Genomic DNA, 19584 nt, shown 5'->3' on the forward strand with positions numbered 1-19584 from the left:
AACAGCAAAAGCCCCCGGATCGCTCCGGGGGCCCTACTTTGCCTAAAGACCTAGGCCTTAGCGGCGATAGTCGCGGTCGTAGCCGTAGCCATAGCCCATCTGGTTATCGCGGCGCTCCCAGCGAATCTGTGAGGCGAGTCGATCGAAGCGGCGATCAAGGTCGGCCCGTTCCCAGTTCGACAGGCCGTTCTGGCGATAACGCATCTCCATCCGGGCGATCTGGCGGAACTCGGCGCGCAGACGCATGGCCTCACGACGGTTCAGGTCGCCCGAACGGACGCCGCGATCGATCCGTCGGTCCAGCATGGCCTGGCGATCATTGATCGAAGACCACTGACCCCGATCGTAGTCGCGGTTGGGGCCGTAGTCGCGGTTCGGGCCATAGCCCTGGGCCTGAGCGGCGCCGGCGGCCACGGACAGGGCGGACGCGGCGATCAGCGAGAGGGTGACGATCTTCTTCATGGTGATCTCTCCTTCGAGAACGTTTGATGTGCTGAACGCAGAAGACCGGCCGTCGGGTTCCGCGGGGGACGGGAAGCGGGGGTCCGCCGGCCGGCCTTCTGCGTTCGTGAGGGGAGAAAACCACACCGCCGATGACGCTGATCTGAGCCTGTCGTTGTCCGTTGTTCAGGTTCGCAAAAGATCGCCAGGAGGTACGGGGTAGGGTTGCAACACCCCTGCGCAAGACGTCGGGTTGAGAAATATTTTTCTTGCGATCAGGCCGAAACAGGCGCTTTTCCGCCGCGGGCCACGCCCTCCCAACGGGGCGCTGCTCATCTGTGAGGATGGGAGACATCGCTATGACCACCGCCAAACCGGCCATGCAGCCGGCTCGACCCGAATTCTCTTCCGGCCCCTGCGCCAAGCGCCCCGGCTGGACCCCCGAAAATCTGTCCGGCGCGGTTCTCGGCCGCTCGCACCGCTCCAAGCTGGGCAAGGCCCGGCTGCAGGAAGCGATCACGCGCACCCGCGCCGTGCTGCAGGTGCCCGACGACTTCCTGATCGGCATCGTCCCTGGCTCCGACACCGGCGCCGTGGAGATGGCGATGTGGTCGATGCTGGGCGCCCGCAAGGTTCAGCTTCTGGCCTTCGAAAGCTTCGGCAAGGATTGGGTGACCGACGTCACCAAGCAGCTGAAGATCGACGCCGAGGTGCTGGACGCGCCCTATGGCAAGCTGCCCGACCTGACCAAGGTCGACCCGGCCTGCGACCTCGTCTTCACCTGGAACGGCACGACCTCGGGCGTGCGCGTGCCCAACGCCGACTTCATCAGCGCCGACCGCGAAGGCGTCGTCATCTGCGACGCCACCAGCGCGGCCTTCGCCCAGGATCTCGACTGGGCCAAGCTCGATGTGATCACCTTCTCCTGGCAGAAGGCGCTGGGCGGTGAAGGCGCGCATGGCGTGCTGATCCTGTCGCCCCGCGCCGTCGCCCGCCTGGAAAGCTACACCCCGGCCTGGCCGATGCCGAAGCTCTTCCGCATGACCAAGGGCGGCAAGGTCGGCCTCGACCTCTTCGAAGGCGCGACGATCAACACGCCCTCCATGCTGGCCGTGGAAGACGCGATCGACGCCCTGAAGTGGGGCGAACAGATCGGCGGCCTCGCCGAGATGCAGCGCCGCGCTGACGCCAACCTCGCCGTCCTGGCCGAGTGGGTCGACAAGACCGCCTGGGTCGAGTTCCTGGCCGAGACGGTTGAGACCCGCTCCAACACCTCGGTGTGTCTGAAGGTCGTCGATCCCAAGATCACCGCCCTGTCTGACGACGCCCAGGCCGACTTCGCCAAGAAGCTGGCCGCGCTCCTCGAGAAGGAGGGGGTCGCCCTCGACATCGGCGGCTATCGCGACGCGCCGGCGGGCCTGCGGATCTGGTGCGGGGCGACGGTGGACACCGCCGATCTCGACGCGCTCACGCCCTGGCTCGACTGGGCCTTCGCCTCCCTGTCTGCGGAGCTGGCGGCGGCCTGACCGGCCGCGCCTGACCCCGCCTTTCCCTGAAATAGTCCTCCCCGCGTCATAGGCGGGGAGGCTTCTCCCGATGGAGACCACCCATGCCCCGCGTTCTGATCGCTGACAAACTGAGCCCCGCCGCCATCGACATCTTCAAGCAGCGCGGCGTCGACGCCGATGTGAAGACCGGCCTGACCAAGGACGAGCTGCTGCAGATCATCGGCGACTACGACGGCCTGGCCGTCCGCTCGGCCACCAAGGCCGACAAGGATGTCATCGCCGCCGCCACCAAGCTGAAGGTCATCGGCCGCGCCGGCATCGGCGTCGACAACGTCGATATCCCCTCGGCCACCGCCGCCGGCATCGTCGTCATGAACACCCCCTTCGGCAACTCGATCACCACCGCCGAACACGCCATCGCCATGATGTTCGCCCTGGCCCGCCAGATGCCCGCCGCCGACGCCTCCACCCAGGCCGGCAAGTGGGAGAAGAACCGCTTCATGGGCGTCGAGTTGTTCGGCAAGACGCTGGGCCTCATCGGCGCGGGCAACATCGGCTCGATCGTCGCGGACCGCGCTCAGGGCCTGAAGATGAAGGTCGTGGCCTTCGACCCCTTCCTGTCGGACGACCGCGCCGTCGAGATCGGCGTTGAGAAGGTGGAGCTGGAGGACCTGCTGGCCCGCGCCGACGTCATCACCCTGCACACCCCGCTCACCGACAAGACCCGTAACATCCTGTCGGCCGAGAACCTGGCCAAGACCAAGAAGGGCGTCCTGATCGTCAACTGCGCCCGCGGCGGCCTGGTCGATGAGGCCGCCCTGCGCGCCGGCCTCGACAGCGGTCACATCGGCGGCGCCGGCTTCGACGTCTTCGTCGAGGAACCGGCCAAGGCCAATGTGCTGTTCGGCGCCGAGAACTTCGTCGCCACCCCGCATCTGGGCGCCTCGACCAACGAGGCCCAGGAGAACGTCGCCCTGCAGGTCGCCGAACAGATGAGCGACTACCTGCTGACCGGCGCGGTCTCCAACGCCCTGAACAGCCCCTCGGTCACGGCGGAAGAAGCGCCGCGCCTGAAGCCCTTCGTGGCGCTGGCCGAAAAGCTCGGCGCCTTCGCCGGCCAGATGGTCGACTTCGGCGTCAAGGCCATCGACATCGCCTATGAGGGCGACGTGGCGGCGCTGAACACCCGACCGCTGACCGCCGCGGCGCTCGCCGGCGTCATGCGCCCGATGCTGGCCGAGGTGAACATGGTCTCGGCTCCCGCCGTGGCCAAGGAACGCGGCATCACCGTCTCGGAAAGCCGCCAGGACGAGAGCCCCATCTACGAGAGCCTGATCCGCATCACCGTCACCACCGAGAAGGGCAAGCGCTCCTTCGCCGGGTCGGTGCTGGCCGGCATGCCGCGCATCATCGAGGTGAAGTCCATGGACCTGGACGCGCCCTTCGCGCCGACCATGCTCTATGTGAACAACCTGGATAAGCCAGGCTTCATCGGCAGCCTGGGCGCCCTGCTGGCGGACGCCGGCGTCAACATCGCCACCTTCAACCTCGGCCGTGTCTCGGCCGGCGAAGACGCCATCGCCCTCGTCGGCGTCGACCAGGAACCCACCGAGGCCCTGCTGACCTCGATCCAGACCCTGCCCAACGTCAAGGAAGCGCGGACCCTGCGGTTCTAATGGAAAGGGCCGCGGCGTCCTCGCCGCGGCCCTTCAATTGCCTTCGACGGCCGTCGCCGCGTCGAACAGCTCGCGCTCGTCCTCAGACCAGGGACAGCTCTTCGACCTGAACTCCACCGAAAAATCCTGGCGATCAGGCCGCTTTCCGGCTGAGGCGAAGCCTTCAAGCTCCGCCAACTGATGTCTGGCGTCCTCCATCGCGAAACGAAGGGCGTCCTCGGCGCGATTGAGCAGTCGATAGACGAACCAAATCCAAGCGCCGAAATTCGACCAGCACCAGTAGCCATCTAGCCACGCTTGCGTTTGCTCGTGCTGCTGTTCGTCATCCCCTTCCAGTCGAACGTAATGCGTCCTCACACGAGCACGCCACCCGTACTTATACCCGATGTCGAACATCTCGATCAGGCACGGGCTGACACGCTCGAAGCTGAAACGACCCCACCAATAAGTATACTTGCGATAGGGATCGCTTTTCACTGCCGACCAGCCAGCGGCTTGCATCAGCGGAACCAGTTCCGCCTTGATGGCCGAGCCCATCGCCTTGGACTCGATCCATCCCGGCGAACGGCGTCGCAGCTTGGCCTTTTTTTCCCCCGTCATCGCCCCTCTCGTTTCTGGCCTTGCTTCACAGCTCTCGTACTCGCGTTTCCCGCTGGATAGGCGACGATCACGCCGACGTCGCGAGGCAGGAAATGGTCGACGCGATAGCCCGCCGGACCAAACTCTTCGAGGGCGAGATTCTGGTTTTTGCTAAGATCATCAATTGAGCGCCCAAACTTCTGCTCCGTCAGAAGCCCCCTCACTGTCCTCTGATCTACGACAGTGTACGGATTGCCGCGCTTCGCCTCGGCGCCCTTCAAATAGTACCGTTTCTGAAACGCCTTCGGCCAATCGCCGTTCGCCAAGGTGCGGCCAACGCCAAGGGCGTCGCCGAGCTTACCTTTTTGCCGCATGGGCAACCGATCACTCACCACCCGACCCGCGAGCCCAGTTGGCGCCGCGACATATCCGGCGATGTGAGCGGCAAGGGCGGCTTCGTGCAAATCCACGGGTCGTCCGTTCAATTCATCCTGCGCGATCGATGTCGTCGCGCCACCCAACGCCGCCGCTTGCGTCGGCCGCCCCCGAACTGAGCCAAGCGCGCCGACCGACCCGCCCGCCGCGGCGCCAAGGTAATCGCCGACCGATCCGCGGCGCCCGCTCACGCGGTCGGATAGGGCTTGGCCGCCGATTCCTAAGCCTGCGCCGGCCGCGCCGATCGCCCCTATTTCTCGCCCGCCGATGGCGGCTGTCTGAGCAATTCTGGTTCCACCGGCAAGTATGCCGTCAAGCGGTCCGAGCGCCACCAACCCCAAGGCCGTGCCGCCGATCTCGCCCACCGTTCGCGCTGTGCGATAATGCTTCATGTCGTAGCGGTCGCGCTCGCGTTCCGCCGCGACACGTCGAGTCCAGGCCTCGCCCAATGCTTCCCCGCGCGTGGCGTCGACCAAGGCGTTGCCGCCCGCATAGGCGAGATCGCCAAGGCCGAAGGTGAAAGCATCTTGACCACCGCGCGCCGCTGCGAGGATCTGGTCGACAATGACATCGCCACGAGATTTCGCCGGGCCTCGGGCTCTCGGTTGGACTGACATACGGCTTGGCGGCGGCGCGCTTGGCTTTCGCGTCGCAGGAGAATTTCGCGGCGGCGCCAGCGACCGACTGACATTGGTGCCTAGCCGCTCGGCTTCCTTGCGAACCTGGGTCGCGACGCCTCGGCCAGTACGAAGAGCGTCCTGCAAGGCGCGATCTGCAGCGGCTTCCGCCTGACGCCGCAGCGCTTCGGCCTCTCGCAGCCGACGCTCGTAGGCGTCTCTTATCACGAGCGGCGATCCCCGGTTCGTCATGCCACTTCTCTCCGTTTAGCCTTGCCAGATTCTCTCCTTGAAGGGTCAGCTTGTAAAGAACAAAAAGAGAACATTATTGCTTGATGAACCACCGGCGCAGCGTCGGCAACCGCCACTAATCTCGAGCGTTCGAACGCGCCCCATCAATGAAAATCCCGGCTACGGATGAGCCGGCCGGTCACGCGGTTGCGAATCTCCGGCGCGACCTGGTCGTCTCGCAGGCGCGACAGGTCCGCCGACAGGTCAGTGAAGCGCTCCGCCACCAGGTGGGTGACGCCTTCGGCGGTCTGGACCTTGCCGTGGACCACCAGGAAGGAGGCGCTCATCACCGTGCGCCGGTGGGCCTCGAAAGCGTCCTTCCAGATGACGATGTTGGCGTTGGCGGTCTCGTCCTCGAGGGTCAGGAACACCACCCCCCTGGCCGTGCCCGGCCGCTGGCGCACCAGCACCAGGCCGCCGACCGAAGCCCGCCGGCCGTTGGGGACGCGCGTCAAAGCTTTCGCAGGCAAAACCCTCATGTCGGCCAGCTGCGGCCGGAAGAAGCTGATCGGGTGGGCCTTCAGCGAGAGGTGGGTGGTGCGATAGTCCTCGGCCACCTCCTGCGGCAGGCTCATGAAGGGCAGGGACACCTGCGCCTCCTTAGGGCTCTGGCCGGCCAGCAGAGATGAGGCGCGCTCCAGGGCCGCGCCCTTCACCGCCCACAGGGCCTCGCGGCGCGCAAGACCCAGCGAGCGGAAGGCGTCAGCCTCCGCCAACAACTCCAAGGCTCGTCGATGCAGGCCGGGGGTCTGGATGAAGGCTTCGATGGTCTCGGCGCCGGCCGTTCTGGCCTTCATGATGGCCGCGGCGTCGACATCCTTCAGCCCCTTGATCTGGCGCAGGCCCAGGCGCACCGCCTTCACCGCCCCCGGAAAGTCCTCCGGCCCCCGCGGCGCCAAGTCGTCCTCCAGGGCGCAGTCCCAGTCGCTGAACATCACGTCGGGAGGGCGCACCTCGACCCCATGGGCCACGGCGTCGCGGACCAGTTGGGCCGGCTGGTAGAACCCCATGGGCTGGCTGTTCAGCAAGGAGACGCAGAAGACGTCCGGCCGCCATCGCTTCACCCAGGCCGAGGCGTAGACCAGGAGCGCGAAGCTGATCGCGTGGCTCTCGGGGAAGCCGTAGGAGCCGAAGCCCTCGATCTGTTTGAAGCAACGCTGGATGAATTCGGGGTCGTAACCCCGCCGAGTCATGCCTTCGATGAACTTCTGCTCGTAGTCGCCGACATTGCCCATGTGGCGGAAGGTGGCCATGGAGCGCCGCAGCCCATCGGCGTCCTCAGGCGTGAACTCGGCGGCGGTGATGGCGATGCGCATCGCCTGCTCCTGGAAGAGCGGGACGCCATAGGTCTTCTTCAGGATATCCTGCAACTCGTCTTGGGGAAACTCAGGCCCCGGCCGAGGATATTCCACCAGCGAGCGATCGGCCCGCCGCTTGAGGTAGGGATGGACCATGTCGCCTTGGATCGGGCCGGGGCGCACGATCGCCACCTCCACCACCAGGTCATAGAACTTTCTGGGCTTCAGCCTGGGCAGCATCGACATCTGCGCCCGGCTCTCCACCTGGAAGACGCCGATGGAGTCGGCCTTGCAGAGCATGTCGTAGACGGCCGGATCCTCCTGCGGGATGTCGGCGATGTCGGCGATCCCGATGATGTCCAGGCTCTTGCGCAGCGCCGTCAGCATGCCCAGCGCCAGGATGTCGACCTTCATCAGGCCCAGTTCGTCGATGTCGTCCTTGTCCCACTCGATGAAGGTGCGGTCGGCCATGGCGGCGTTGCCGATCGGCACGGTCTCGTCGAGGCGGCGCTTGGTCAGGACATAGCCGCCCACATGCTGGGACAGGTGGCGGGGGAAGTTGAGCAATTCGGTCGCCAGCGTCGTGGCCCGCCGAATCTCCGGACTGTCGGGATCAAGCCCCGCCTGGCGGATGTGGTCCTCGGGCAGGCTGGAGCCGAAGGAGCCCCAGACAGTGTTGGCGAGCGCGGCGGTGATGTCCTCGGTCAGGCCAAGCGCCTTGCCCACCTGGCGGATCGCCATGCGCGGCCGGTAGTGGATGACGGTGGCGACGATCGCCGCCCGCTCGCGGCTGTAGCGTCGATAGACGTACTGCATCACCCGTTCGCGCTCGGCGTGCTCGAAATCGACGTCGATGTCCGGTGGTTCGTTGCGGTTCTTGGAGATGAAGCGGGAGAACAGGAGGTCCTGGTCCTCCTTGGTCGGATCGACCGCGGTCACCCCCAGGCAGAAGCAGACGCAGGAATTGGCCGCCGAGCCGCGGCCCTGGCACAGGATGGGCGGCTTGCCGTCATCAGGATGGCGCGCCCAATCGACGATGTCGTGCACAGTCAGGAAGTAGTTGGCGTACTTCATCTCGCCGATGATCGCGAGCTCGCCGGCGACAAGGCGCTTCACCTTGTCCGGCACGCCCTTCGGATAGCGCCAGTCCGCGCCCGCCCAGGCTAGGTCCGTCAGGTGCTGGATCGCCGTCTTACCGAGCGGCACCGGCTCGTCGGGATATTCGTAGGAGAGTTGGCCAAGGTCGAAGCTGATGCGTCCGGCGATCTCGACGCTCCGCTCGACGGCGCCGGGAAACTTGGCGAAGAGCCGCGCCATTTCCGTCGGCGACTTCAGGTGGCGCTCGGCGTTGGCGGCGAGGCGCAAGCCCGCCTCATGGATGGTGCAGTTCTCCCGAATGCAGGTGACCACGTCCTGCAGGCTCCGCCGCTCAGGGTGGTGGTAGAGGACGTCGTTGGTCGCGACCATCGGCGCCCGGTGCGCCTGGGCCAGCGCCGCCAGCTGCGACAGCCGCTTCAGGTCGCGCGCGCCATACTGCCGCGACGCGACCAGCCAGACGTCCGGCAGGTCGTAGGCGATGGTCCGCAGGGCCTGGCTGAAGGCCTCGTCCAGCCGCGCGGGCGGTATGGCCAGGACCAGCTGGCCCTCGGCGTGGGCCAGGAAGTCGGTCCAGGTCAGATGGCACTCGCCCTTCTTCGCCGCGCGTTGACCAAGGGTGAGCAGTCGCGTCAGCCGGCCATACGCCTCCCGGTCAGAGGGATAGACGATCAGGCTGGGCGTTCCATCCATGAAGTCCAACCGGCAACCGGTGAGCGGGCGGACGGCGATCCCCGCATCGGTCTTGAGCTTGCGCGCCGCCGACCAGGCGCGGACCACCCCGGCCAGGGTGTTGCGATCGCAGACGCCGACGCCCTCGACGCCCAGGCGCGCGGCCTCGACGATCAGCTCCTTGGGATGGGAGGCGCCTTGCAGGAAAGAGAAGTTGCTGGCGGCCTGCAGCTCGACATAGCGGCTCATCCGAACAGCCCGTGCATCCACCAGGGGCTGTCGGCCGCCACCCCGGCGCGGAACAGCCAGTAGCGGCCGCCGACCTGGTCCTCGACGCGGTAATAGTCGCGCACCTTGTCGACCCGGACATCGGCGATGTCGCCCTTCCACCACTCGTCGCCGATCCGCTCCGGCCCTTCGGCGCGCAGCACCCGGTGCAGCCGGCCACGCCAGCGGAACTGCACGGGCGGATCGTCGGGCAGCAGCGCGGTGACCATCTCCAGCGGCTCAGGCCGGCGGAAAAGGCGCAAGGGGCGGGGGGTCTCAGCGTTCCACGGCGCGGCGTCCGCAGCCGGCGCCAGCGGCCGCGCCCGGCCGGACGCCAGCTCCGGCGCATGGCTCTCCACCGGGGCGGCCCGCCAGACGCGATCGGCGCCCAGGCGGTTGGTCAGCCGGTCGACCAGCGGACTCAAGCCTTCCTCGACCGAGGGCGCGCGGACGGCGTCCAGGCGCGTCTGGCGTCCGGACAGGGGCTCGACATCCAGAGCTTCCAGCGTCACGACCTCGACGCCGAAACCGGGATCGAGGGCCTCAAGCTTGGGGGCGATCAACTTGGCGATGCGCGCGGCGTCGCGGCCCGGCAGGGCCAGGCCCACGGCGGCGACCAGGGCCTGGCCATCCAGACGGTGGTAGGCGATCTCGAACCGCCGCCCCCCCCGCCCCTCGGCCTCCAGTCGCCGGCACAGGACCGCGCAGATGTCGTGGGCGACGCGGGCCATGTCTTCCGGCGCGCTGATCGGTTCGGAGAAGGCCAGCCTGGCCACCCAGGACGAGGCCGGCCGCCGGAACACCAGGGCCTCCGTGGTGCGGCCCAGCGCCTGGTCCAGTCGCTCCAGGGTCGCCTGACCGAATCGGCGGGCGAGCGGCGCGCGCGGCAGGGCGATCACCTGGCCGATGGTGCGCAGGCCCAGCCGGGCGATCTGGGCCGCGGCCTCCGGCTCGATCCGTAACGCCTGCGGCGGCAGGGGCGACAGCAGCTCCGCCTGGCCGCCCTCCTCGGCGATGATTTCGGAAGAACGTCCGTAGTGAGCCAGAGCCCAGGCCGCGCCGGGCGTATCGGCGATAGCGCAGCGGAACTTCAGGCCGTTGGCCGCCAGGCGCACGCGCAGGTCGCGGATCATCGCCGGTTCGTCCCGCCAGAGGTGGCTGACCCCGCTGATGTCCAGGAACAGGCCATCCGGCGCCTCGGTCGCCACGGCCGGCGAGAAGCGCACGCACCAGTCGCTGAGCGCCTTCAGCGCCAGGGCGTCGGCCTCAGGCTCCGCCTCGGCGGTGACCAGTTCCGGCGCCAGCGCCATGGCGTCGGTCGCCTTCTGCCCCGCATACAGGCCAAGCGCCGCAGCCGCCTTGTCGACCGCGGCGAGACGGCGGACGGCGCGTATCGTCTCGACCAGCGCAAACGGCCCTTCAGCCGGCGAGGCGGAGGGGTTGCGCCGACGCCAGTTTGCGATCGCCCAGCTGGGCGACCAGGCGCAGAGGATGCGTCCCATCTTCGATCTCCAGACTGTAGGCCTGCGCCGCTTCGAACAGCCACGATCCCGTCCGCCCGCCCCGGCAGCGCTCCAGCGAAGCCCGCCAGCGTGGCGCGCCCAGGCCAAATTCTCCGGCAGGGGGCTGGGACGGCTCGGGCGTGACGCGCCAGCGGGTCGCCGCGGTGGAGCCGCTCGCCTCGCGCGGCCCGCCGCCGCCATAGGGCCTTCGGCGAATGACAAAACCGGTCGCGCCGCGCCGCTCGCAGGCCAGCTGCAGCCGGCGGCCGGCGGTCAGGTCGACGGCGTCGATCTCGCCGAAGACGGCGCTGACGCCGAGCGTCGTGAGCGCGTCCTCCATCACCGCCAGCGCCTCGGCCTCGTCGCGGGCGCAGACCTGGATCAGCCGATCCGGCGGAAAGCCCAGGCCCAGCAGTCCCGGCGCATGCAGGTCGTCGCGGCGCATCACCCACACCGCCTGGCCGCGCGCGGCCAGGGGCGCGGCCATCAGGGCGGCGAAGGCGGCGGGCGCGGCGGCGGTCTCGATCTCCATCCCCTCGCCCAACAGCTCGTGCCAGCGGCCCAGCGGTAAGCCGCCGCCCGGCAGGCAGGCGTCGATGCGGCGATCGCCGAAGGGCAGGGATTCAGAGTCCGCCTGTCCGCCCGTTTCCAGGGCGGTGATCTTCGCCTGCAAGGCGGCGAGACGCGCCGACACGCCCGCCGGGGGGCGAAAATCGGACATGGCTTAAGACTCCGTTAGTTCTTATTTTGTTCTAGGCGCGACGACGAGGGAGTCAACCGCGCCGTTCCGCCAATCCCGGACGTCGCCGCATCGCGCCGAACTGATTCCCATGAGGCGCGTTCGAGTCCCGGATCATCCGGAGACACCCATGGCTACCCGCCCGACCTGGCAAGGCTACCTGCGCTTGAGCCTCGTGAGCTGCCCCGTCGCGCTCTACACGGCCACCTCGCGTAGCGGCGAGGTGCACTTCAACATGCTGCACAAGGACACCCACAACCGGATCAAGATGATCCCCACCGATCCGGAGAGCGGGCCGGTCGACCGGGCCGACATCGTCAAGGGCTACGAGATCGAGAAAGGCCGCTACGTCGTCGTCACTGACGATGAGATCAAGAACGTCCGCCTGGAGACCACCCGCACCCTCGACATCGAGACCTTCGTCGACGAGGAGGAGATCGATCGTCTCTATTGGAACGACCCTTACTTCCTCGCGCCCGACGGCGAGATGGCGGTCGAAGCCTTCTCGGTGATCCGAGAGGCGATGAAGTCAGCCGGCAAGATCGCGCTCGGCCGCCTTGTCATGCACCAGCGTGAGCGGCTGATCGCGCTGGAGCCCAAGGACCGCGGGATTCTCGCCTACACCATCCGCGCCAAGCGCGAGGTGCGTGACGTCGACGAGATCTTCGGCCACATCCCCGCGTCTAAGCCGCCCGCGGCGATGGTCGATATCGCCGCCAAGATCATCAGCCAGCAGGAAGGGCCCTTCGATCCTTCGAAGTTCAATGATCGCTACGAGGACGCCCTGCGCGCCCTGATCCAGGAAAAGGAGAAGGGCAAGAAGATCACCAAGCCGGCCGAACCCCAGGAGGCTGAGGTCATCGACCTGATGGAGGCCCTCAAGCGCAGCCTGGGTCAGACCGGGGGCGAGCGGCGCAAGCCCGCCGGCAAGACCGCTGCGGCTCGCAAGGCGCCAGCGGCCAAGGCGCCCGCCAAAACGCCCCCGCCGACGACGAAAAAAGCCCCGACCAAAAAGCGGGCCTGACCGCCAAAAGACACAGTCAAGCTCTGGTTAAGCTTGCTAATCTGCGGCGGCTTGACGCAATCTTCTCCGGCTCAGCTTGCCTTTCCGCCGCAGAGTCGCGATTTTCGCGGCGCTGCGGGGGCAGCGGTCGGGGATATGTATGCAAACGAACATTGGGCGGCGCGATGCGCTGCGATGGGCGGGCGCGGCTGCGCTGGCGACGGTAGGCGCGGGCGTCGCCCATCCTGCCTCGGCTTTTGGGCTCGACATCTGGGAGCCCCGGCGGGCTTTCCTACATAACCTCCATACCGGCGAAAAGTTCACCGAGGTCTATTTCGCCAACGGATCCTACATTCCCGGCGCCATGGCCTCGGCGATGAAGGTCCTTCGAGACTGGCGCAACGGCGCCCAGCATTTCATGGATCCGAAACTGTTCGACGCGCTGCATGCGATCCAGCTTCGCCTCGACACCCGCGAGCCGTTCCAGATCATCTCCGGCTACCGCTCACCCGCGACCAACGCCAAGCTCGCCGCCCGTAGCGGTCAGGTCGCCGAACACAGCCAGCACACCCAGGGCAAGGCCGTGGACGTCCGCATCCAAGGCGTCGACCTTCGCAACGTGAAGAAGGCCGCCCTCGACGTTTCCGCCGGCGGTGTCGGCTTCTATCCGCAATCCAACTTCGTCCACGTCGACACCGGCCGCGTACGCCAATGGAGCGGTTCTTAACGCGCTAGACGATCGGCTCGTCGCTCGACGCGGTCGCGCCCGAGTCCGAGCCCACCGGCTCTTCATCCGGCTCCATCGTCGTCATGCCCACCGCCGCGGCGTCTTCGGCCACACGGTCGTCGATCGGCGCGGGCGGGGCCGGCGCAGCCTTGGGCGGTTCAGCTGGCGCGGCGGCCACGGCGGCTGGCGGCGGCGCAGCGCCTGGGTCCTCCGGCGCATAGATCGGCGCCGAATATTCCAGCCGCTCGTCGTTGTGGCCCCGCTTCCAGGGCTCATATTTCAGCAAGGCCATCGCCGTCAGGATGATCAGGCCAAAGCCGGCGATCAGGACAAAGATCCGCATGGCCTAGACTTGGGCCCCGGACGCCACGACGCCTACCTTCTGCAGAAGCTGCCGGTCCCAATCATAGGGGTCGCTTCGGAAGTGCATCTGGCCATCCGCCCCGGCGAAGGCGGTCCAGTAGAAGATGAAGACCGGCGTCTCCTGCGGGAGCTGCGCGCGCACGGTCTTGCCGGAGGCCAAGGTCTCCTCGATCTTCTCCGGCGTCCACACCGGGTCACCTTCCAGCAGGGCGCGGGCGAGCTCAGCGGGCTTTTCAATGCGCACGCAGCCGTGGCTGGCCTGGCGGCTGATGCGATCAAATCCGCCGCGTGACGGCGTATCGTGCAGATAGACGGCATAGTCATTGGCGAAGTCGAACTTGAACCGGCCGAGCGCGCTCATGTCGCCGGCGCGCTGCTGCAGTCGGCTGCCGCCCCCCTCGGTCTTGATCACGACAAAGCCATTGCGCGACAAATAGCCCGGATTGGCGCGCTCCTTGGGCCACAGCTCCTTGGTGGCGATCGACGTCGGCACATTCCACGGCGGGTTGATCACCACGCTGTGGATGTTCGACCACAGCATCGGCGTCTCATCGCCCGGCCGGCCGGAAACCGCCTTCATCGACAACACCGGCGCGTCGTCTCGGAACAGGGTGACGATCGCCGCGCCGGAGTTCACCTGAACCCGCGTCGCCGGCATCTGCCGCGGCAACCAGCGCCAACGCTCCATATTGGCGACGATCTGCAGGATGCGCTGGCCGATCGGCTGGTTGAGCGCGGCCAGCGTCGGGGCGTCGGCCACGCCGTCGCCGCGGAAGCCAAATCGGCGCTGGGCGCGCACCAGGGCGTCCTGCAGGGGCTGGTCGAACTGATCTGAGCCCCCAACGATCTTGTCGTCTTCGGCGGCCAGCCGCTTGCGCAGAGCCGCGACACGCGCGCCGCGCTCACCCAGACCGAAATTCGGCCCCTCGGGCACCATCGGCCAAGGGGCGGATTTGGCCATGGCTCGGTAGCGAGCCAGACTGCGGCGCAACGCGTGGTAGCCTGAATAGGTCGGCGGCTGCTTGTCGAGGAAGGCCTGCAACCGGTCCTCGCTGACCGCTTGGGCCAGGTCCGACCGGGCGTCATAGAGCGCCGGGCGCACGCCCCACAGGCTAGGGAAAGCGTCAGGCGTAAGGCGGCCGACGCGGACGTCCTTGGCGTAGCGCGCAAGCGCCGCGGTCAGGGTCGTCATCTGCGTAGCGTTCAGGCTGGAGGCCTCGGTCGGGAAATCCGCGGACAGATAGTCGCGCGGCTTCAGCCCTTGCAGGTCGGCGTCGCCCAGGACCTTCAGGGCCACCGCGATCTGGCCCCTGCTGAGCTCCGGGATCGAGACGAGCGCGTAGGGGATCGGAGCTACGGGCAGGGCGGTCTGCGCATGCGCGAGGCCGGCGCCGAAGCTCAGTGCGCCGCCGACCAGAACCCCGCGTCTTGAAAACATCTTACGATCTCTTTCGGCCCCAACCCTTGGACAACGCCGAAGCGGGACATTGGTCGCGAGCCTAGACCACCTTCACGGGCAGCGGAATCGCACATTCCGTTTCGCGTTGTGAATTGGCCACAGGCTGTGGCCTCTCAAGGACTCTAGGACGTGGCGAGCTTGGCGATCGCCGGCGCCAGGGGCGCCTCAGCGTCGCAGTAGTCCGCCCACGCCTTGGTCTTGGCGAGGAGCTTCGGCGCGGTGCGGATCGTATAGGCCCTGGGGTCCAGGCCCGCCTTCACCTGGCTCCAGGTGAGCGGGAAGGAGACCGTCGCGTGCGGCCGTGCGCGCGGCGACAGGGGCGCGACCGCCGTGGAAAGCCGGTCGTTGCGCAGGTAGTCGAGGAATATCCGGCCTTTGCGCTTGATCTTGGCCATGTTGACCACATAGCGCTCAGGCTCGTCGGCGGCGATCGCCAGGCACAGGTTTTGGGCGAAGGCCTTGGCCGTCTTCCAGTCCATTTCGCCGTGGCCGCCCAGCAGGGGCGTCACGACGTGCAGGCCCTTGCCGCCCGTCGTCTTGCAGAAGGCGTTGAGGCCGACCGCCTCCAGCCGGTCCTTCACCACCAGCGCCGCCTCGATCACCCGCTGGAAGGAGAGGCCCTCGTCCGGGTCGAGGTCGAACACCAGCCGGCCTGGCGTCTCCGGCTGGTAAGGCTGGCAGTTCCACGGGTGGATCTCGGTGGCCCCCGCTTGGGCCAGCGCCGCCAGGGCCTCGATCCGGTCGATCTGCAGGTAGGGCTTGTGATCGCCGATCACCTTCACCTCGGTCAGCAGGGACGAGGAGCCCTTGCCGAGGTGACGCTGGAAGAACCGCTGGTCGCCCTCGATCCCATCCGGCGTGCGGATGATCGAGCAGGGCCGGCCCTTGATGTGCGGCATCAGCCAGGGGCCCACCGCCTCATAGTAACGAGCGAGCTCCAGCTTGGTGATAGGCGCGCCCTTGCCGTCGTCCGGCCAGATCGCCTTGCCGGGATTGGACAGCAGGACGCCCATGACGTTGGGGTCCGACGCGGACTTGGCCCGCGAGGTCGGCTTCGGCCGGGCGAGCTCCGCATCCTTCGGCGCTTCCGGGACTTCCGCCTCGACCTCGGCCGCAGGCTTGTCCTCGCGCAGGCCCTTGAACGATCCCTGGCGCACGGCGCCGGAACCGGTGAAGCCAGCGAACTCGATCTCGGCGACCAGCTCAGGTTTGGCCCAGTGGACACCGGCGGCCTTCCGCGGCGCGCCTTCGCCGGTGAAGGGGCTCTTGTCGCTCTCCACCGCCTCGAGCCTGGGCAGGACGCGGGCGACGGCGTCGCGGCCAAAGCCCGTGCCGACGCGGCCGACGTGGATCAGCTTGCCGTCGCGGTGAACGCCGACCAACAGCGAGCGCAGCTGGCCCTTTTCGCCGGTCCAACCGCCGATCACCACCTCGTGGCCTGCCCGGCATTTGGACTTCACCCAGCTTTCGCTGCGCCCCGAGCGGTAGGGGGCGTCCAGTCGCTTGGAGACGATGCCCTCCAGCGACATGCGGCAGGCCGATTGCAGGACCGCATCGCCGCCGGTCTCGAAGTGATCGACGTAGCGGAAACGCGCCGCCGCCGCCTTCGGCAGCTTGTCGAGCACCGCCTTCAGCCGGGCCTTGCGCTCATTCAGCGGCAGCTCACGCAGATCTTCGCCCCCCAGCATCGGGGCGTCGAAGCAGAAGAAGATCAGCTCCTGGCTGCGTCCCTCCGACAGGGCCGCCTGCAAGGCGGGGAAGTCGGGCGCGCCATGATGGTCGATGGCGCAGGCCTCGCCGTCATAAAGACCGTTCGGTAAGCGCCTGGCGGCCACGTCGGCGATGGCCTGGAACTTCGTTGTCCAATCGAGGCCGGATCGGGTCTTCACCGTCGCCTTTCCGGCCGCGACGCGGACCTGCAGCCGATAGCCGTCGAACTTGATCTCGTGGGCCCAGCCCTCTCCCTGCGGCGGCCGCTCCACCGACTTGCACAGCTGCGGGGCGATGAAGGCCGGCGACGCGGCGAGCTTGGGCGGCGCCTCGGCCGCAGGCGCGGGCTCGGCTTCCTGCCCCTCCAGAGGATCGGTACGGTTCGAATTCCACACACGCTTGGCCGAGGCGCGCGCCTTGCTTTTGGCCATGAAAGGAGTGGGGCCCTTGCCGCGCCCGGCGGCGATGTCCTCCATCGACCGGCCCGAAGCGACCGAATTGATCTCACCGGCGGTGAGCAGCTCACCCTCGCCTTCGCGCGACCAGCCGTCGTGGTGTTTGATCAACAGCCAATTGTCGCGCTTCTCGCGGGGACGACGCTTCATCCGCACAAGGACGAACCCGCCATTCAGCCTCTCACCGGAGAGGCGGAACTTGAGCTCGCCCTTCTTCAGTGCGGTCTCGGGATCGAAACCGTCTTCCGGCTCCCAATAGCCACGGTCCCACAGCATGACCGTCCCGCCACCGTACTCGCCTTCGGGAATGGTCCCCTCGAAATCCCCGTAGTCCAGGGGATGGTCCTCGACCTCGACCGCCAGGCGCTTGTCGTGAGGGTCGATCGAGGGGCCTCGCGTCACCGCCCAGGACTTGAAGGTCCCGTCAAGTTCCAGCCGGAAATCGTAGTGCAGGCGCGTCGCCTCATGCTTCTGGATGACGAAGCGGCGCTGGGCCGAGGGCGCGGTGCGGGTCGCCCCGTCCGGCTCTGCGGTCTTGGAGAAGTCGCGCATGGCGCGGTAGCGGTCGAGCTTGTCCGCAGCCATGCGCCGACGCTCAGCTCGCCATCGCCGCGGGTTCGCCGACGGCTTTGAGCGCGCCGACGAAATCGTCCCGCCAAGCGGTCACATCGCAGCGCTGGACGCTGTCAAAAAGCGCCTCCCAGCGGCGCGTCCGCTCACCACGGCTCATCGCCAGAGCGTGCTTCAACGCGTCCGCCACTTCCTCCGGGCTGTTCGGGTTGACCAGCAGGGCTTCCTTCAACTGACCGGCGGCGCCGGCGAAGCGCGACAGCACCAGCACGCCCGGGTCGGCGGGATCCTGGGCGGCCACATATTCCTTCGCCACAAGGTTCATGCCGTCCCGGAGCGGTGTGACCAGTCCGACGCGCGCCACCGAATAGATGCCCGCCAGCTCGTCGCGGCGGTAGTTGCGGTTCACGTAACGGATCGGAGAGGTGTCGATGTCGGAATATTCGCCGTTGATGCGGCCTGAGAGCGCGTCCAACCGGCTGCGGATCTCCTGGTAGGCCTCGACGCCCTCACGGCTGACCGGGGCGATCTGCAGCATCAGGACATCGCGGCGCAGGTCGGGGTTGTCGGCGAGAAACCGCTCGAAGGCGAGGAAGCGCTCCTCCAAGCCCTTGGAATAGTCCAACCGGTCAACGCCGACGATCAACTGACGGAAGATCGTCGAGGCGCCGACGATGTCATGCATCCGCCGCGCACGAGGCGAGCCGCGCAACCGGGCGAAATTCTCCGCATCGATACCGATGGGATAGGCGCCGATCTGTACGGTTCGCCCGAAGGCCCGCAGATGGCCCTCGGTCGGCATGTCGCCGCCCGCCTCGGTCAACACATATTCTTCGAAGGCGTGCCTATATTCGGCGGTCTGGAAACCCACGAGATCAAACTCGAACATCGCCTCGACCAGCTGCCGGTGGCCAGGCAGCGTCGTCATCAGCTGGTGCGCCGGCCACGGAATGTGCAGGAAGAAGCCGATCTTGTTGGTCACGCCCAGGCGGCGCAGCTCGCGGGCGATCGGGATCAGATGGTAGTCGTGGATCCAGATCAGGTCGCCGCGCTGGATCAGCGGCCGCAAGGTCTCGGCGAACCGGCGGTTCACCCGCTCATAGCCGGCGCCATAGGCGCGATCGAAGGCGGTCAGGTCCGACCGGTAATGAAACAGAGGCCACAGCGTCTTATTGGCGTAGCCGTTGTAATATTCGTCGTAGTCGGCGTCCTCCAGATCAACCGTCGCGGTGGTCACCCCGGCGACCGTCTGAGTGTGCAGCTCGCCGGTGAATTCCGGGACGGTCTGACCGCTCCAGCCGAACCAGAGGCCGGAATACTCCCGAAGAGCCGCCGATAGCGCCATGGCTAGGCCGCCGACCGTTTCTTCGCCCGCGCCGGTCGGCGCATTGACCCGGTTGGAGACAACGATCAGGCGCCCCACAGCGAGGCCTCCAGCCACTGCGCCGTCGCGGCTACGTCCGTCAGGCCAAACCGTGCGGCCGTGGCCCTCGGCGGCCCAACCAAGACGCCGAAGCCGCCCAGCTCCGCAGCCGCGGTGAAGCCGTCCTCATCAGTGCGGTCGTCGCCGACAAACACCGGCGTCACGCCGGCGAAGGCCGGATCGGCCATGAAGTCGCGCAGCGAATCGCCCTTGGTCGGCCCCGGCGTACGCAGTTCCTCAACCATGTCGCCGCGCTGCAGGACAAGGCCGGTTTCCTGGGCGATCTGGCGACAGAGCCGCAGGGCCTCTGGGCCCTTGTCGCGCGCCAGGCGGAAGTGCAGGGCGACCGAGCGGCCGTCCTTCTCCTCCACCATCAGGCCGGCGTCGGACTGAGCGAAGATGCGAAGGCGCTCGGCGGCGTCTTGCAGGGCGGGGTGCGGCGGGGTCTGGATGACGACTCGATCGGTTCCACGACGGATCAGGCCGTGAACTGCGGCGACCGCAGCGACCCGACCTTCCAGGATGCGATCAACGTCGGCCAGGGTTCGGCCGCTGATGACGGCGAGACGGCCGCCCAAGGCCTGTTCGAGGCGCTCCAACCGCGCGGTCAGATCAGCCTCAGGCGCCACATCCTGCGGGCGCGGCGCGATCGGCGCGAGTGTGCCATCAAGATCAAGGAACAGAGCGATTTCGCGCAGGAGCAGTGGCTCCGGCGCTGGATAGACCTCGAAGATCTCTTGTGCTTCCGACATGT

The 19584-nt window shown here is 67.4% G+C and carries 15 protein-coding genes; 4 read left to right on the plus strand and 11 right to left on the minus strand.

From position 1 onward, the window contains the following. Positions 1-57: 57 nt before the first annotated feature. On the minus strand, positions 58-462 hold the full coding sequence (locus BN1313_RS00985; RefSeq protein WP_091735328.1) for a hypothetical protein: 405 nt from the start codon (positions 460-462) through the stop codon (positions 58-60). A 332-nt stretch (positions 463-794) separates the two neighbouring features. Here BN1313_RS00985 and BN1313_RS00990 point away from each other — a divergent pair, with 332 nt between their 5' ends. Together BN1313_RS00990 and serA are read left to right on the plus strand one after the other, a co-directional pair. Continuing rightward, complete coding sequence (locus BN1313_RS00990) at positions 795-1967, plus strand: phosphoserine transaminase (protein WP_091742068.1); 1173 nt, start codon at positions 795-797, stop codon at positions 1965-1967. 83 nt (positions 1968-2050) lie between these two features. Further along, a complete protein-coding gene (gene serA, locus BN1313_RS00995) occupies positions 2051-3625 on the plus strand; it encodes a phosphoglycerate dehydrogenase (protein ID WP_091735330.1) in 1575 nt (524 codons plus the stop codon). A gap of 33 nt (positions 3626-3658) precedes the next feature. Here serA and BN1313_RS01000 read toward each other — a convergent pair whose 3' ends face one another. The 5 genes from BN1313_RS01000 to BN1313_RS01020 form a co-directional block, all read right to left on the minus strand. Further along, entirely contained in the window at positions 3659-4225 is a 567-nt protein-coding gene (locus tag BN1313_RS01000) for a hypothetical protein (RefSeq protein ID WP_091735333.1), read from the minus strand. Next, positions 4222-5256 carry a hypothetical protein gene (locus tag BN1313_RS01005; RefSeq protein ID WP_141653056.1) on the minus strand — a complete coding sequence of 345 codons (1035 nt, stop codon included), beginning with the start codon at positions 5254-5256 and terminating at the stop codon, positions 4222-4224. The genes BN1313_RS01000 and BN1313_RS01005 overlap by 4 nt, the downstream gene beginning before the upstream one ends. A gap of 395 nt (positions 5257-5651) precedes the next feature. Beyond that, positions 5652-8861: an error-prone DNA polymerase gene (locus BN1313_RS01010; RefSeq protein WP_091735348.1), complete on the minus strand. Its 3210-nt coding sequence runs from the start codon at positions 8859-8861 to the stop codon at positions 5652-5654. Continuing rightward, a complete protein-coding gene (locus tag BN1313_RS01015; RefSeq protein ID WP_091735350.1) occupies positions 8858-10381 on the minus strand; it encodes a Y-family DNA polymerase in 1524 nt (507 codons plus the stop codon). The genes BN1313_RS01010 and BN1313_RS01015 overlap by 4 nt, the downstream gene beginning before the upstream one ends. Continuing rightward, entirely contained in the window at positions 10299-11102 is an 804-nt protein-coding gene (locus BN1313_RS01020) for an ImuA family protein (RefSeq protein ID WP_091735353.1), read from the minus strand. Before BN1313_RS01020 ends, BN1313_RS01015 begins: the two co-directional genes overlap by 83 nt. Before the next feature lie 148 nt (positions 11103-11250). On the opposite strand from BN1313_RS01020, the gene ku reads away from it, so the two are divergent. Beyond that, positions 11251-12144, plus strand: coding sequence for a non-homologous end joining protein Ku (gene ku / locus BN1313_RS01025; RefSeq protein ID WP_091735356.1), 894 nt, complete (start codon positions 11251-11253; stop codon positions 12142-12144). 139 nt (positions 12145-12283) lie between these two features. After that, on the plus strand, positions 12284-12850 hold the full coding sequence (gene mepK, locus BN1313_RS01030; RefSeq protein WP_091735359.1) for a peptidoglycan L,D-endopeptidase MepK: 567 nt from the start codon (positions 12284-12286) through the stop codon (positions 12848-12850). Between the two features lie 4 nt (positions 12851-12854). Here the strand turns inward: mepK and BN1313_RS01035 are convergent, their stop codons facing one another. The 5 genes from BN1313_RS01035 to otsB all read right to left on the minus strand — a co-directional run bounded on the left by BN1313_RS01035 (position 12855) and on the right by otsB (position 19582). Continuing rightward, positions 12855-13193 (minus strand): hypothetical protein, encoded by a 339-nt coding sequence (locus BN1313_RS01035; RefSeq protein WP_091735362.1) that lies wholly within the window; start codon positions 13191-13193, stop codon positions 12855-12857. A gap of 3 nt (positions 13194-13196) precedes the next feature. Continuing rightward, positions 13197-14651, minus strand: a complete 1455-nt coding sequence (locus tag BN1313_RS01040; protein WP_091735365.1) for a L,D-transpeptidase family protein — start codon at positions 14649-14651, stop codon at positions 13197-13199. 143 nt (positions 14652-14794) lie between these two features. Next, entirely contained in the window at positions 14795-17422 is a 2628-nt protein-coding gene (ligD, locus tag BN1313_RS01045) for a DNA ligase D (protein ID WP_091735368.1), read from the minus strand. A 10-nt stretch (positions 17423-17432) separates the two neighbouring features. Then, positions 17433-18830 carry an alpha,alpha-trehalose-phosphate synthase (UDP-forming) gene (locus tag BN1313_RS01050; RefSeq protein ID WP_091735371.1) on the minus strand — a complete coding sequence of 466 codons (1398 nt, stop codon included), beginning with the start codon at positions 18828-18830 and terminating at the stop codon, positions 17433-17435. Then, positions 18818-19582, minus strand: a complete 765-nt coding sequence (otsB, locus tag BN1313_RS01055) for a trehalose-phosphatase (protein ID WP_091735374.1) — start codon at positions 19580-19582, stop codon at positions 18818-18820. The genes BN1313_RS01050 and otsB overlap by 13 nt, the downstream gene beginning before the upstream one ends. Between the last annotated feature and the right edge of the window lie 2 nt (positions 19583-19584).

It is taken from the genome of Phenylobacterium immobile (ATCC 35973), from assembly GCF_001375595.1.
Lineage (GTDB): Bacteria > Pseudomonadota > Alphaproteobacteria > Caulobacterales > Caulobacteraceae > Phenylobacterium > Phenylobacterium immobile.